General features: G+C 61.1%; 15 protein-coding genes. 8 read left to right on the top strand and 7 right to left on the bottom strand.

Annotated features, from left to right (window positions below; all coding sequences use genetic code 11):
• Positions 1-5: 5 nt before the first annotated feature.
• Positions 6-584 carry a CDP-alcohol phosphatidyltransferase family protein gene (locus tag B060_RS0110330; protein WP_018081707.1) on the bottom strand — a complete coding sequence of 193 codons (579 nt, stop codon included), beginning with the start codon at positions 582-584 and terminating at the stop codon, positions 6-8.
• A 2-nt stretch (positions 585-586) separates the two neighbouring features.
• On the bottom strand, positions 587-1,393 hold the full coding sequence (locus B060_RS0110325; protein ID WP_018081706.1) for a TlpA family protein disulfide reductase: 807 nt from the start codon (positions 1,391-1,393) through the stop codon (positions 587-589).
• A gap of 58 nt (positions 1,394-1,451) precedes the next feature.
• On the opposite strand from B060_RS0110325, the gene argH reads away from it, so the two are divergent.
• The 4 genes from argH to B060_RS0110305 are packed head-to-tail and all read left to right on the top strand — an operon-like array spanning position 1,452 to position 5,047.
• Entirely contained in the window at positions 1,452-2,819 is a 1,368-nt protein-coding gene (gene argH, locus B060_RS0110320) for an argininosuccinate lyase (protein ID WP_018081705.1), read from the top strand.
• Positions 2,816-3,160 carry a hypothetical protein gene (locus B060_RS0110315; protein ID WP_023447276.1) on the top strand — a complete coding sequence of 115 codons (345 nt, stop codon included), beginning with the start codon at positions 2,816-2,818 and terminating at the stop codon, positions 3,158-3,160. The genes argH and B060_RS0110315 overlap by 4 nt, the downstream gene beginning before the upstream one ends.
• Positions 3,161-3,170: 10 nt before the next feature.
• Positions 3,171-4,487, top strand: coding sequence for a diaminopimelate decarboxylase (gene lysA / locus B060_RS0110310; RefSeq protein WP_018081703.1), 1,317 nt, complete (start codon positions 3,171-3,173; stop codon positions 4,485-4,487).
• Between the two features lie 23 nt (positions 4,488-4,510).
• Complete coding sequence (locus B060_RS0110305; protein WP_018081702.1) at positions 4,511-5,047, top strand: DUF4175 family protein; 537 nt, start codon at positions 4,511-4,513, stop codon at positions 5,045-5,047.
• A gap of 133 nt (positions 5,048-5,180) precedes the next feature.
• On the opposite strand, the gene B060_RS0110300 is transcribed toward B060_RS0110305, so the two are convergent.
• Together B060_RS0110300 and B060_RS0110295 are read right to left on the bottom strand one after the other, a co-directional pair.
• On the bottom strand, positions 5,181-5,711 hold the full coding sequence (locus tag B060_RS0110300; protein WP_018081701.1) for a phosphoribosyltransferase: 531 nt from the start codon (positions 5,709-5,711) through the stop codon (positions 5,181-5,183).
• A 27-nt stretch (positions 5,712-5,738) separates the two neighbouring features.
• Complete coding sequence (locus B060_RS0110295) at positions 5,739-6,677, bottom strand: zinc-ribbon domain-containing protein (RefSeq protein ID WP_081606834.1); 939 nt, start codon at positions 6,675-6,677, stop codon at positions 5,739-5,741.
• Positions 6,678-6,828: 151 nt separating this feature from the next.
• On the opposite strand from B060_RS0110295, the gene B060_RS0110290 reads away from it, so the two are divergent.
• Genes B060_RS0110290 through B060_RS0110275 form a run of 4 tightly spaced genes read left to right on the top strand, consistent with a single transcriptional unit; the run spans position 6,829 to position 9,968 of the window.
• Positions 6,829-7,617, top strand: coding sequence for a cell division ATP-binding protein FtsE (locus B060_RS0110290; RefSeq protein WP_018081699.1), 789 nt, complete (start codon positions 6,829-6,831; stop codon positions 7,615-7,617).
• Positions 7,614-8,510 carry a cell division protein FtsX gene (locus B060_RS0110285; RefSeq protein WP_018081698.1) on the top strand — a complete coding sequence of 299 codons (897 nt, stop codon included), beginning with the start codon at positions 7,614-7,616 and terminating at the stop codon, positions 8,508-8,510. The genes B060_RS0110290 and B060_RS0110285 overlap by 4 nt, the downstream gene beginning before the upstream one ends.
• 46 nt (positions 8,511-8,556) lie before the next feature.
• Positions 8,557-9,237, top strand: a complete 681-nt coding sequence (locus B060_RS0110280) for a YdcF family protein (RefSeq protein WP_018081697.1) — start codon at positions 8,557-8,559, stop codon at positions 9,235-9,237.
• Entirely contained in the window at positions 9,237-9,968 is a 732-nt protein-coding gene (locus B060_RS0110275; RefSeq protein ID WP_018081696.1) for a lysophospholipid acyltransferase family protein, read from the top strand. The genes B060_RS0110280 and B060_RS0110275 overlap by 1 nt, the downstream gene beginning before the upstream one ends.
• Here the strand turns inward: B060_RS0110275 and B060_RS0110270 are convergent.
• The 3 genes from B060_RS0110270 to B060_RS0110260 form a co-directional block, all read right to left on the bottom strand.
• Positions 9,965-11,092: a succinylglutamate desuccinylase/aspartoacylase family protein gene (locus B060_RS0110270; protein WP_018081695.1), complete on the bottom strand. Its 1,128-nt coding sequence runs from the start codon at positions 11,090-11,092 to the stop codon at positions 9,965-9,967. The two genes, B060_RS0110275 and B060_RS0110270, sit on opposite strands and share 4 nt — an antisense overlap.
• Before the next feature lie 102 nt (positions 11,093-11,194).
• On the bottom strand, positions 11,195-12,130 hold the full coding sequence (locus B060_RS0110265) for a hypothetical protein (RefSeq protein WP_155847606.1): 936 nt from the start codon (positions 12,128-12,130) through the stop codon (positions 11,195-11,197).
• 39 nt (positions 12,131-12,169) lie between these two features.
• Positions 12,170-12,757, bottom strand: coding sequence for a hypothetical protein (locus tag B060_RS0110260; protein ID WP_023447275.1), 588 nt, complete (start codon positions 12,755-12,757; stop codon positions 12,170-12,172).
• Positions 12,758-12,863: the final 106 nt, after the last annotated feature.

The raw sequence follows: 12,863 nt of genomic DNA, 5'->3' as shown, positions 1-12,863 counted from the left end.
TTTGCTTATGCCTTAGGTAATTTCAGAGCTGTACTCAGGTTTTTCGTGTCGACCTGCCAGTGCGGAATTACGAGCGTAATCAGCATCGCTTCTGCCTGCGATACTATAGCCACACCGAGCGTGAGCCAGAACAACCAGCCGGCTTCTCCGGTCAGGAACATCTGCGACAGAAGCGCCCACAGAAACAGGCAGAATATCTTCGACAAAAGGTGATGCGTTGAGGCTTCGCGGCGAAAGCGCAGATAGCTGATGAGGTGCGTCGTCAGTTCCATGGTGCCAAGCGTGGCCAGCATGATCCATGTCGTTTGCCACAGGGGCGGATAGAGCAGATGGACGCCAACGGCTACGCACAGCCAGAAGACGACATCGCAGCGGCTGTCCCACAGGCGCAGGGCAGGGGTGACACAGTCGAGACGTCGGGCGATCACACCATCAAAGATGTCGGAGATAACGCCCAGCGCCAGCAGCACCGTGCAGATAATGGGCGTAAGCGGCGGCTTTAACCCACAGAGAATGGCTATAACAGGGCCGGTCACCAGTCGAAACAGAACGAGGGCGAAAGGCACTTGCTGAGGACGGATCATGCCTACTCAGCCAGCAGCTTATCCAGCAAGGCCTGCACCTCCGGCGTGTCCCATTTCGTCTCGCCATCGAGGCGCGCCACCAAGCGGCCCTGCTTGTCGAGGATCAGGGTGCCGGGCATACCGGAAATCTTGTATTTCGACGGCGCCTGGAAATTCTGGTCGGCATAGACCTCCAGCGGTTGCTGCACGTCCATGAATGATTTCACGGCGGCGAAATCCTCAGCGCGATCGACGCTCAAAGGCAGCACCTTGACCGCCTTTCCGGCATAGAGGGTCTGCAGATGCGCCAGGGTCGGCATCTCGAAGCGGCACGGCGCGCACCAGGTGGCCCAGACGTTCAGCACCACGACCTGACCCTTGAAATCGGTCAGTTGCACCGGTTTCTGCTCGCGGTCGAGGAAGAAAATGTTTTCGATGGTCTGCGGCGTTTCATAGGTCACCAGCTTGGCCATGGCGCCTTTGGCGTAGACGGCCAGCGGCCCCCTGGCGGTCTCAACGGGGGCGAGACTTTGCGCGGCGGTCAGGGCGGCCAGAGGTGCGGCCTTGGGCGCCAGGAAACGCCAGCCGATCAGGCCAATGAGGGTCAGCACCACGACCGACACCACGATCACCACCGCCAGAGGCGGGCGACGTCTTTTGCGCACAATCGCCGTATCGCGCCATTTTTCTGTGTCCCCCGTCTTGGGTTCTGCGACCGGCTCGTCTATAGGCTTCACGACTGGCCCTGTGGCCGGTTGCCCTTGAATATCAGCTTGCGCCGGGGACTGCGGCTGCGGCTGGCCGTTCTCATTCAGTTTAGGTTCTGTCATGACCGATCAATCCGCCGAAAAAAGCCCAACCACAGGGACCCCGCAACAGGGGCAAAAAATGTGGGGCGGTCGTTTTACTGCCCGACCCGATGAGATTATGCAAGCCATCAATGTCTCCATCGATGTCGACAAACGCCTTTGGCAACAAGACCTTGCCGGATCGAAGGCGCACTGTGCCATGCTCGCCAAGCAAGGTATCATAAGTTCTGGCGACTCCCAAATCATCCTGAACGGGCTGGAAACCATCACGGCCGAGATCGAAGACGGCACTTTCCCTTTTCGCGCCGAATTTGAAGACATCCATATGAATGTCGAGGCCCGCCTGCGTGAGCTGGTCGGGCCGGTGTCGGGCCGCCTGCATACCGCCCGTTCGCGCAACGATCAGGTGGCGACCGACTTCCGGCTGTGGGTGCGCGATCAGGTCGATATCACCATCCAGCAGCTTTATGACCTGCAAGGTGCGCTGCTGAAGCGCGCGGAAGAGTATGCTGACGCCCTGATGCCGGGTTTCACGCACCTCCAGCCCGCCCAGCCGGTGACCTTCGGCCACCACCTGATGGCCTATGTCGAGATGTTTGGCCGTGACCGCTCGCGCTTCGTCGATGCCCGCGCCCGCATGAACGAAAATCCGCTCGGATCGGCGGCTCTGGCCGGTTCGCCCTTCCCGATCGACCGCCATGACACGGCAAAAACGCTCGGCTTTGATCGCCCTACCGGCAACAGCCTCGATGGCGTGTCCGATCGCGATTTCGCGCTGGAATCTTTAAGCCACGCCGCCATCTGCGCCGGTCACCTGTCGCGCCTGGCCGAGGAAATCGTCATATGGACGACGCCCTATTTCAACTTTATCCGCCTGAGTGATGCCTTCTCGACCGGCTCCTCCATCATGCCGCAGAAGCGCAACCCGGACGCCGCCGAACTGGTGCGCGCCAAGACCGGCCGCATCACCGGCTCGCTGATCGCGCTGTCCACGGTCATGAAAGGCCTGCCCTTGGCCTATTCCAAGGATATGCAGGAAGACAAGCCGCCGGTGTTCGAGGCCTTCGATGCGCTTGATCTCGCCATCCGCGCCATGACCGGCATGGTACTCGATCTTCAGGCCAACCGCGAGAGGATGGCCGCCGCCGCCGGCGCCGGTTTCTCGACCGCCACGGACCTCGCCGACTGGCTGGTGCGCAACCTTGGCATCCCCTTCCGCGACGCTCACCATATTACCGGCGCGGCGGTGAAGCTGGCCGAAACGCAGGGTGTGGATTTGGCGCAACTAAGCCTGTCCGATCTGCAAAATCTGGAAGCCAGGATCACAGATGATGTGTATAAGGTCTTAACCCCTGAGGCCAGTTGCGCCAGCCGTCAAAGCTACGGCGGCACTGCGCCGGATCAGGTTCGACTGCAAATCCAGCGCTGGAAGGATCTCCGTTCATGAGCCACCCTACAAAAACCCGCCTCGTGATGATCACCGCGCTCGGCGCCACCCTGATCGGCGCGTCGCTTCTTGGCGCCTGCGGCAAGCTGGGCGATCTGGAAACCGCGCCGCCGGTGATGAACAGCAAGGCTGAGGCCTCGTGGTCGGCCTCGAAAAACCCTGACGGCGGTATCACCCTGACCACCGATAGCTCAGCCTCGCGCGAAACTGAACGGGCCCTGCCGGATGCCGACGCCAAGAACAGCATGGCCAGTCCCTACACCGGCAACAAGAAGATGCAGGACGCCCCGCTCGAAGGCATGGGCAACAATACCGGCTTCAACAATCCGCCCGTTAAGTAAAAAGCCTTAGATGAACCATTTCGACTACCACGACGATGCTTTGAACTGCGAGCAGGTCTCCCTGACCGAGCTGGCCGATACGGTCGGCACGCCGCTCTATGTCTATTCGTCGGCCACGCTGGAACGCCATTATAACGTCTTCGCCGACGCGCTGTCATCGAAGCCGGGCTTGCGCAGTCCGCGTGATGAAGCGCCGCTCGTGGCCTACGCCATGAAGGCCAATTCCAATATGGGCGTTCTGGCCACTTTGGCGGCGCAGGGCTGCGGCGCCGATACGGTCAGCGAGGGCGAAATCCGCAAGGCGCTGAAAGCCGGCGTGCCGGCCAATCGCATCGTTTTTTCCGGCGTCGGCAAGACCGATGCGGAAATGGCCTTCGCGCTGAAAGACGGCATCTATCAGCTCAATGTCGAGTCGCGTCCGGAGCTTGAGCGTCTGGCGCGCGTGGCGGCCGAACTGAACATGGTCGCGCCGTTTGTTATCCGCATCAATCCGGGCGTGGGCGCTGGCGGTCACGAAAAGATCACCACGGGCGGCGCCAAGGATAAGTTCGGTATTTCGGCCGAAGAAGCGCTTTCGCTCTATGCCGGCGCGGCCGGTCATCCCAATCTCGCGCCCATGGGCATCGCCTGTCATATCGGCAGCCAGATCCTTGATCTGAAGCCGCTGCAGGAAGCCTTCACGAGGATGCGCGGCTGGGTCGAACAACTGCGCGCCAACGGCCTGAGCGTCGAGCGCCTCGATCTTGGCGGTGGCCTGGGCGTGCCCTATTTCAACCAGAAAGAACCGGCCACCATCGCCGATTACGCCGACATGACCGCGCTGGCCGTGGGCAATCTGGGGGTTCGCTATACCTTCGAGCCTGGCCGCCTGATCGCCGCCAATGCCGGCGTGCTGATCTCGCGTGTCATCCATGTCCATGAGCGCGAAGACAGCGGCCAGCAGTTCCTGGTGCTCGATGCGGCGATGAACGACCTGCTTCGTCCGGCGCTTTACGATGCCTTCCACGATATCCGCCCCGTCGCCCGTCCCGGTAACGAGACGGCCAAATATGATGTCGTAGGCCCGATCTGCGAAACCGGCGACACCTTCACGCGTGGCCGCGATATGCCGGTCATGAAGGCCGGCGATCTGGTCGCCTTCATGAGCGCCGGGGCCTATGGCGCGGTGATGGGAAGCGAATATAATTCGCGTCCGCTCGCCCCTGAGGTGTTGGTGCGTGACGCCGATTGGTCGATCGTGCGCCCTAGGCCGAGTTATGATGAGATGATGGCGCGTGAGCCGATACCGGCCTGGTTTACGCCGGCGCCGAAGGTGAAGACGGCTTAAAGCGAAAGAGTTTGGGGGAACTTATGTCGAGCAACAAATCACCATTGGCGCCACTCAATCGCGGGCTCTTCTTTACGAAGATGACGATGATCTGGGAGCGTCTGGTTCTGCCGTTTTTGTTCCCCTATGTGCTGCTGGTCCTGCTGATCGTTGTGGCCGGACAATGGGGGCTGTTCGCGCCTTTGCCGAGACTTGCGCATCTGGCGCTTCTGGGCGCCGGTCTCGTCCTCGCGGTGGTGGCGTCGGTGCGCGCTGCCTTGCGCTTCCGTATGCCGACTTTTACGGAGATCAACACGCGGCTGGCAGTCGATAACGCCCTGCGCCCGGAGCGCCTGCTGGCCATGCGCCATGAAAAGAGGCAGCCGCCTTTGAAAATCGGCAAGGCCAAGGCGGGCATTGCGGCGTCCGATCCGCTCGCCCTGCGCTATGTGGCGCTGGCCGCGGCCCTTCTCGGGTTTCTGATCCTGGGGCCGGTGCCGGTCGAGCGCCTGGCCAGCGGCTTTGCCCTGTTTGGCAACCTGCCGCAGACTTTCGCCAGCTTGAGTATGGCGGAGAAGTAAGCAAGAACCCCCACCACCACGCCTCAAGTGAGGCGCGGTTCCCCTCCCCAGTAAACTGGGGAGGTATAAGAAAATGGGAACCTTGTACCTAGAGCGAAGCGAAGATGGTGCTGGGGTTTCTTACTTTTAAAACCTAATCCATAACCCCGACATAGGGCAGGGCGCGGAAACGGCCGCCGTCATCCAGACCATAACCGACGAGATAGCGCGCCGGGGCTTCCCAGGCAGAGAAGTCCGCTTCCATGTCACGCGCCTTACCATCCTTCATAGGATCCGGCTTGCAGGCGAAAACCGCCGTCAGCACCTGGGACGCGCCGGCCTCGCGGGCGATTTCGCAGGCGATTTTCAACGAGGCGCCGGTATCGAGCACATCGTCCATGATCAGCACTTGCCGGCCCTCGACCGAGCGCTGCAAAGGCGCGCGGATCAGCATGGCGCCGCTTTCATGGTTGTCGGCGTAGGAGGAGAGCCACAGGGCATCAAAGGCGATGTCGCGGCCGGCGCGATTGAGTGCGCGGCTAAGATCGGCGGCGAACCAGATGCCGCCGGTAAGCAAGCAGATGCCAACACAATCGGGCTTGATGTAATCGCTCATCAGCTCGGCCAGCGCGGTGACGCGGCCCTGAACTTCCTCTTCGCTGAGCAGAACGGCGGGGAGCGTCATCGTTTACTCTCTACTGAAAACTGAAATTTAATGATGGGGAGCCGATTCAGCGGGAGCTGTATTGCGCAGCGGCGGGGCGGCATGGTTCGACACAGGTTCCGCGTGGTTCTCGGCCGGCGCGCCATGCGCATCGGCGGTGGGTGCCTGTTCGTGGGGGGGCTCAGGTGCGGTGGCGGCGGCTTCATGACCGGCATCCGCGGCCGCGGCGGCCTCACCGTGGCCGCCTTCACCATGATCCGTCGGCGTAACGCGAAGGTTTGGTCCGGCCTTCTTCATCTTCTTCATGGCGACGAGATCGAAATCCATCGCCAGCGATGCCGTCTTGTTCGTCGGATCGCTGACATCGAAGACCAGCGTCCGCGTGGCGTGCGGCTCGACCACCAGTCCGCCTGACGGCATCAGCACGGAATCAAACTGCTGGGTGGTGTCGTCATACAGCTTGACGCGCACCGGCGGCACCGGCACCGGCTTGTTGCTGGTGTTCTTGATCTGAGCCTTGACCGTAATGATGAAGCGGCCGGCCTTGACGCCGCGGTCGAACTCGGCAGCGCCGAAATCGAGATAGGTGCCGTTGGTCTTCATGCCGACCATGGCGTAGGCGCCGGCAACACTGGGGAAGGCCTGAACGATATTTACACGCAGGAAAAAACCGAGCGCCAGAATGACCACGAAGGCCGCGCCCATGCCACCCCAGATCATCGCTTGAGCGGTCAGGGCCTTGAGGCGTTTCTTGTCTTCGAGGATGGCGCGATATTTCAGCGGAAGCTTCTTGGCCTTGACCTTTTGCAGGTCTTCGACGCTTTCTTTTTTCTTCATATCGTTGAAGGAAAGATCGATCGGCTTTTCGGGAACCTCGGCGTGCCACGTTGTTTTGCAGGCCGCGCAGCGCACGGTGCGCCCCCTGGGCCCCAATTGAGCCTCAGACAGGGTGTATTTTGTCGCGCAATTAGGACAACTAAGGATCATGAGCAGCTTTAATCAGACCCAAAAACCGTGGGAACAAGGCGAATCAGTACATAAAACCCGTGTTAACCATCTTGGGGTTTTTTAACCTTTTAGCCGCAAAAGTCTTAACAACTGATCAAGCCCCACCACGAGAGAACAGCTTCGCCCGCGTATGAGTCCCCAGACCTCACGGACATCCGGCCAGACCAGGGCCACCGCCGATGAAGAGATCGTCGTGAGCTTTCACGACGTGTCGCTTGGCTATGACCTCGGCATGCCCAAGGCGCTGTCGCTTGGCGTCAATGACGATGACCTGATCCTGAAAAACCTGAACTTTCAACTGCCTGCCGGATCATTCCATTTCCTGACCGGGCCATCGGGTGCCGGCAAGACCTCGCTGCTGAAAATGATCTATCTGGCGCAGAAGCCGACCATCGGCACGATCGAGCTGTTCGGCGAGACCGTGCGGACCGGCGACCGTACCCAGACGGCCCAATTGCGCCGTCGCTTCGGCATCGTGTTTCAGGAATTCCGCCTTCTTGAGCATCTTAACGTTTTCGATAACGCCGCCCTGCCTTTGTTCGTGCATGGCGAAAGCTTCAAGAGCTATCGCGACGACGTTACCGAACTGCTCAACTGGGTGGGGTTGAAAAACCGTCTCGACGCTATGCCGCATGTGCTTTCCGGCGGAGAAAAGCAGCGCCTCGCCATTGCCCGCGCGGTGGTGACGCGCCCGACGCTTATTCTGGCCGATGAACCGACCGGCAATATCGACTACGCCATGGGCCTGCGCATCATGCGTCTGTTCATCGAACTGAACCGACTGGGCGCCACGGTGCTGATCGCCACGCACGATGAAGGTCTGGTGCGCGCTTCGGGGATGCCGGTGCTGGAGCTGGCCAATGGCGAACTGCACCGGCGCGACCTGACAAAGACCGACTTAACACGGAATGCGAAATGATCGGGCCGCTCGTCACACACCTGCGCGCCATGCGGGCCAATCGCTTGCTGCCGCAGCAGGATCAGCGCGAGATCGCCCTGCATTATGTCATCGGCGTGTTGTGCTTCCTCGCCTGCATGGCGGCGCTGGTCGTCATGGCCTCTGATCGCGCGGCGCACGGCTGGTCACGCGATATCCGCGCCGAGGTCACCGTGCAGGTGCGCCCTACCGGCCTGGAAAGCGGCTCAGTGGCGGCGGCCAAGGCGGCGGAGGTTCTGGCCGGCGTCAAGGGCGTGGGGCAGGTAACGGCGCTTGAACCGGAAAAAGCCAAGGAACTGATCAAGCCGTGGCTCGGTGACGCCATCATCGATGACCTGCCGATCCCCAACCTGGTCGAGGTGACGCTCGATCCGCGCCATCCGGCCACGCCGAAGGCTATGATGGAGGCGCTGGAGAACGCAGAAATCGACGCCAGCCTTGATGATCACTCGACCTGGCTCAAGGATATCGAGCAGAGCGCCATGATCATGCGCCTGATCGCGCTCAGTATTTTCCTCATCATCTTCTCGGCCACGGCGGCGGTGATCGGTTTCGCCACACGGGCGGGCCTGACGGCGCGCGCCAATATCGTCGAGGTGCTGTCGCTGTGCGGTGCCAGCGATATTTTCATCGCCGAACGCTTCCAGTGGCGCTTTGCACGCATGACATTCGAGTCCGGATTGCTCGGCGCCACCATCGCTTCGGGCGCCATGGCTATCATAAAAACCACTGGCTCATCACAAAGCTTCGCCATAGCTCTTCCCTTTTCATGGCTTGACCTGTTAATATTAATTCCATGTCCGTTTCTGGTGGCGCTAATTGGTGCGATCACGGCGCGGATGGTCACGTTGCGGCTTCTGGCCAATAACGTTTAGAGGGCCAAGATCTTGTCTAGAGGGAGGGTGGATCATTCTTAAGCACATGCGCACCCTGATCGCCCTGTTCGTGGTCCTGCTGCTGTGGACGGCGGGCCTGTTCGTCTTCGCCGACCGCGTCATTGATTCCACGCCCGCGCTCGAACCCGCCGAACCGGCGGACGCCATCGTCGTGCTGACGGGCGCCTCCGATGAGCGCCTCAAGCAGGGCATGAGCCTTTTGGAGCGCCGCAAGGGTGCGCGCATGTTCATTTCCGGCGTCAATCCCGAGGTCAAGCGCAGCGAATTGCGCAATGTCACCGAAGGCTCGAAGCGTCTCTATGAGTGTTGCGTCGATCTTGGCTATGAGGCCGAGAACACCGTGGGCAACGCCAAGGAGATCGCCGACTGGGCGCGCGGCCACGACTTCTACACCCTGATCGTGGTGACCTCCGACTATCACATGCCACGCTCGCTGCTGGAGCTTAAGGCCGACATGCCGGGCACCAAGCTGATCGCCTATCCGGTGACGACGCCCGATCTGGTGGCGCGCGGCTGGTGGAAATCACGCAAAGGCCAGCGCCTCATCGTGCTGGAATATTGCAAATATCTCGCCATCCTGGGCCGCGACGCCATTCTCAGCGTGTCGCGCAAATTCGGTGACAAGGGCAGCACGCCCGCGCCGAAGGCGGGTTCTGAAACAGAAGCGGCGCCTGATGCCCCGGTCGCCGCAGGTAAAACATCCTGATGACATCGCTTGTAACGCGGGTGCGCTCGCTGCTTTTTATCCTGTGGCTGTATGGCTCCATGGCTCTGATCGGTCTGGGCTTTTCGCCCCTTTTGCTGGTGTCGCAGGCGGCGTCCATGTGGGTGATCCGCCTTTGGGCGCATACGGTTCTGTTCGGTGCGCGCTGGATCGTCGGGATCAAGGTCGAGTTCCGCGGGCTTGAGCATCGCCCGGCCGGTGCGGCTCTGGTGGCCGGCAAGCATCTCAGTATGCTCGATACCATCGCGCCGTTCACCATCCTGCCGCATACCTGCTACGTGCTGAAGCAATCCCTGATATATATGCCGTTTCTCGGCTGGTACGCCGCGCGTACCCGCATGGTGCCGATCCGCCGCGAAGACGCAGCCAAGGCGCTCAAGGGCATGGTGACGCGTTGTCGCGATCGCCTGAAGGCCGGCCGTCAGATTGTGATCTTTCCCGAAGGCACGCGCGCCGAGGTGGGCCAGGATTCGGACTACAAGCCGGGTGTCGCGGCCCTCTACCGCGATCTCGACGTGCCGTGTCATCTGCTGGCCACGAACAGTGGCCAGTTCTGGCCGGCGCATGGCATTGATCGTAAGCCGGGCACGGTGGTGTTCGAATTCCTGCCACCTTTGCCAGCCGGACTGAAACGCGGTGAACTGATGAAGGAGATGAAGGCGCAGCTCGACGCCGCCTCAAACCTTCTGATCGAGCAAAACGCTAAAGTTTAATGCGCCTTGACCATCTGCGCGGTATCCGGGCAGCCGTCCCTGGTGCAGATGCCTGAGTCCGACCAGCTCATCAGCCGCACCACCATATCGCCAGGTTCGGTGCGCGGATCGGTGCTGAGCGACAGAACCTGACCGTCGATCGGCGCGGTGATGGTTGCGATGGCGTCGCCGAACGGATTGGCGACGACCGCGACCGTCTGGCCTTTTTTCACCTTGTCGCCCAGCTTGACCGCGACATGCGCCCAGCCGCCGCGCGGACTGTGGATATCGGTCACCACATTGCCGACGAAGGGCGCCGGATCGCTAAGATCCATCTGGCCGGTCAGCATCTTGTTGTCGATCATCAGGTTGCGGACGCCCCGCAAGGCGCGCGCCACCATGGCCGCGTCGAACGTCTCGGGCGCGCCCAGTTCATAGGTCACCGCCGGAATGCCAGCCGGATTGAGCATGTTCTCGACCGTGCCTTCGATGCCGGCGTCCATGCCGATAACGTCGGGACGCAGGGCGTCGGCCATCTTGCGCGCCGCGCTGGTCTGGGCGAAGACATAGCCCGGATAGGCGCCGCCGCGCGACTGGGTGTGCAGATCCACGGCGAAATCGGCATTGCCGATGAAAAGCTGTTTCCACAGACGACCGGCATAGCGCGATGACGGGCCACCGTTCTCAGTGTCGCCCGGCATGGTGCGGTTGAGATTATCGCCATTGGTGCCGATCTCGTCGGCCGTGAAGCCGCGCGTTGAATGCAACAGGCCGGGGGTGTTGAGGCCGGGAATGGCGACTAGGGTGCCCGAAAGTGTCTGCGGGTCGAGATCGTGCGCCAGCTTTTGCAGCACGGCGATGCCGTTCAGCTCATCGCCGTGGATACCCGCCGTGAGGAGCAGTTTCGGCCCTGGCTTCGCCCCCTTGACGACGATGACCGGCACAAACCAGCCCTGGCCGATCGAGGTGTCGGTGACGCGGAAATAGAGCCGCGTCAGGCCTGCTGGCAGATCGCTGACGTCCAACCGGTCGATCACCGCCGCGCCATCCATGCGGTCGCCGGTGTAAACAGTCTGGGCCGTGGCCGGATGCAGGCTGAAGGCAGCGATCAGGGCGGTTGCGGTAAGCAGGTGAGCAAGTTTCATGTGAGGTAACCCATGTCTGACAGGCGCGGTCAACACGTCATGAACGGTTAAACCTACGAGCGTCGATCAGTCTTAACCGGTTTCCCCGCGGCGGCAAGCGGCTTATTGCCCGCTCTCGAAGGCCTTGGTGATTTGATATTGTGCCAGGCGGATATCGAGTTCGGCGGCGCGATCGACCTTGCCATCATCATGCAGGCGCAGGTCGGTCAATTTGCGCTGGGCATCGTTATCATAGGCCGCCAGCAGTTGCAGCAGATCGGCCTTGGACATGTTTTGGGCCTGCACGAGTGCGTTCATGCGGATGATCTTGTCTTCCAGATCTGTCTGGGCCACGGCGGCAATGGCGGCCAGCCGGTACTTGTCGGTCTCAGACAGTTTGGAGAAATCGATATGCCGCGCCACCTCGCCGACGATCAGTTGCATATGTTGGGTGCCGACGAAGTGGCGAATAAGCTCTTCGGTGCCATCGATGCGGTAGACGGCGCGGACAAGGGCGATGCGCTCTTCCAGCAGAGGTTCGGCATCGATGGCGGGCGTAGCAGCATAGGCGGCAGCGGCCTCGGCGGTGGTGTTGCCGGGAGTTTTCATGGCCGCCACGACAGCCAGCGCCGTATCATGGTTGAAAGTTTCGCTGACCGGCACGGCGGGCGCCACGCCCTGACCGGCAGACAGACCATAGGTGATGCCGGAGATCGAAGAGGCCGGCGCGCCAAGATTGAGGATCGCCAGCATGCCTTTGCTTTTCGGTAGCTTCGTGACAAGGGCGGCGCCCGTATCGCCGGTGGCGGGCGTGGCGGAGGCCGCCAGAACCGGCGCGGCGGCCTGGGCCTGACCAACAACCGCCAGAAAGGCGTCATTCAGGGCTACGGATGTCGCGGAGGGCAGGGGCGCAGCCACCCGGTTATGCAGGGCGGCGCTATCCTTGAGATAGGCCTTGAGTTGCGAGGCCTGTTCTAACGTCAGAGGGCTTTGCGCCGAGGCGGAGGCGGCGCACAGAGCCAGCACACCCGCCAGCAGGTAAGTTCGAAAAGTCAGCAACACCCATATCCCCCAAAAGCTTGTTACTTCGCTGCTGCCTTAGCTGGCTTGTGATTCAGTAAAGGTCTTTATGATCTTGATCACCGCCTCGATCATATAGTTCTGCACTTGCGTGGCGGCTTCGTCCTGCCCCATGAACTTGCCGGCATTGTATTTGGCAGCTGCGATCGACGCATTGGCGGTGATAAGCTGCTGAATTTCTTCCGCGCTGAAGGCGGGCGCCTGAGCCATGGCGATATTGTCGATCAGGGTGTTTTGCGTATCGAGCAGAATACCGTCGGCGATCTTGTTGTAACGCGCGTCCTGTTCCGGCGTCAGGGTGGTCAGACCGGCGCGATCGATCACGATCAGGCGCGTGGCGATCTTGGTGTTGCTGATGACCTGGCGGACATTGCGCGATACGCCGTTCAGCTCCATCAACTGCTTGTAAAGCTCGACCTTTTCATGAAGTCTGGAGTTTTCGGCGGCATCATTGAGCTGGGCGACAGCAGAGGTCGCCACATCGCCGGCGGCGAGGGCATACTGGTTGGACGGATGAGCGTCAGCGATATCCTGCGCCATACACGGCGCAGCCAGGGCAGCCAGGCCACCCGTCAACATCATTGCCTTGAAAATCTGGCTGATCACGGCCCACCTCCGCTACATCACTGGTCACATCTTAAGGTTAACGCTATCCACAGGTCATGGCAATGGCGGAATCCAAATGGGATACGCTGAAAGGCAAAAGGGGCGG

Origin of the sequence: Asticcacaulis benevestitus DSM 16100 = ATCC BAA-896, assembly GCF_000376105.1 — a bacterium.
Lineage (GTDB): Bacteria > Pseudomonadota > Alphaproteobacteria > Caulobacterales > Caulobacteraceae > Asticcacaulis > Asticcacaulis benevestitus.
Note: the sequence above shows the minus strand (reverse complement) of the source record. Positions and strands in the feature narration are given on the sequence as shown.

Bases quoted from the DNA above. Each gene is read 5' to 3' on its own strand.
- B060_RS0110330 (WP_018081707.1), bottom strand. From the start codon at position 584: ATGATCCGTCCTCAGCAAGTGCCTTTCGCCCTCGTTCTGTTTCGACTG.
- B060_RS0110325 (WP_018081706.1), bottom strand. From the start codon at position 1,393: ATGACAGAACCTAAACTGAATGAGAACGGCCAGCCGCAGCCGCAGTCC.
- argH (WP_018081705.1), top strand. From the start codon at position 1,452: ATGTGGGGCGGTCGTTTTACTGCCCGACCCGATGAGATTATGCAAGCC.
- B060_RS0110315 (WP_023447276.1), top strand. From the start codon at position 2,816: ATGAGCCACCCTACAAAAACCCGCCTCGTGATGATCACCGCGCTCGGC.
- lysA (WP_018081703.1), top strand. From the start codon at position 3,171: ATGAACCATTTCGACTACCACGACGATGCTTTGAACTGCGAGCAGGTC.
- B060_RS0110305 (WP_018081702.1), top strand. From the start codon at position 4,511: ATGTCGAGCAACAAATCACCATTGGCGCCACTCAATCGCGGGCTCTTC.
- B060_RS0110300 (WP_018081701.1), bottom strand. From the start codon at position 5,711: ATGACGCTCCCCGCCGTTCTGCTCAGCGAAGAGGAAGTTCAGGGCCGC.
- B060_RS0110295 (WP_081606834.1), bottom strand. From the start codon at position 6,677: ATGATCCTTAGTTGTCCTAATTGCGCGACAAAATACACCCTGTCTGAG.
- B060_RS0110290 (WP_018081699.1), top strand. From the start codon at position 6,829: ATGAGTCCCCAGACCTCACGGACATCCGGCCAGACCAGGGCCACCGCC.
- B060_RS0110285 (WP_018081698.1), top strand. From the start codon at position 7,614: ATGATCGGGCCGCTCGTCACACACCTGCGCGCCATGCGGGCCAATCGC.
- B060_RS0110280 (WP_018081697.1), top strand. From the start codon at position 8,557: ATGCGCACCCTGATCGCCCTGTTCGTGGTCCTGCTGCTGTGGACGGCG.
- B060_RS0110275 (WP_018081696.1), top strand. From the start codon at position 9,237: ATGACATCGCTTGTAACGCGGGTGCGCTCGCTGCTTTTTATCCTGTGG.
- B060_RS0110270 (WP_018081695.1), bottom strand. From the start codon at position 11,092: ATGAAACTTGCTCACCTGCTTACCGCAACCGCCCTGATCGCTGCCTTC.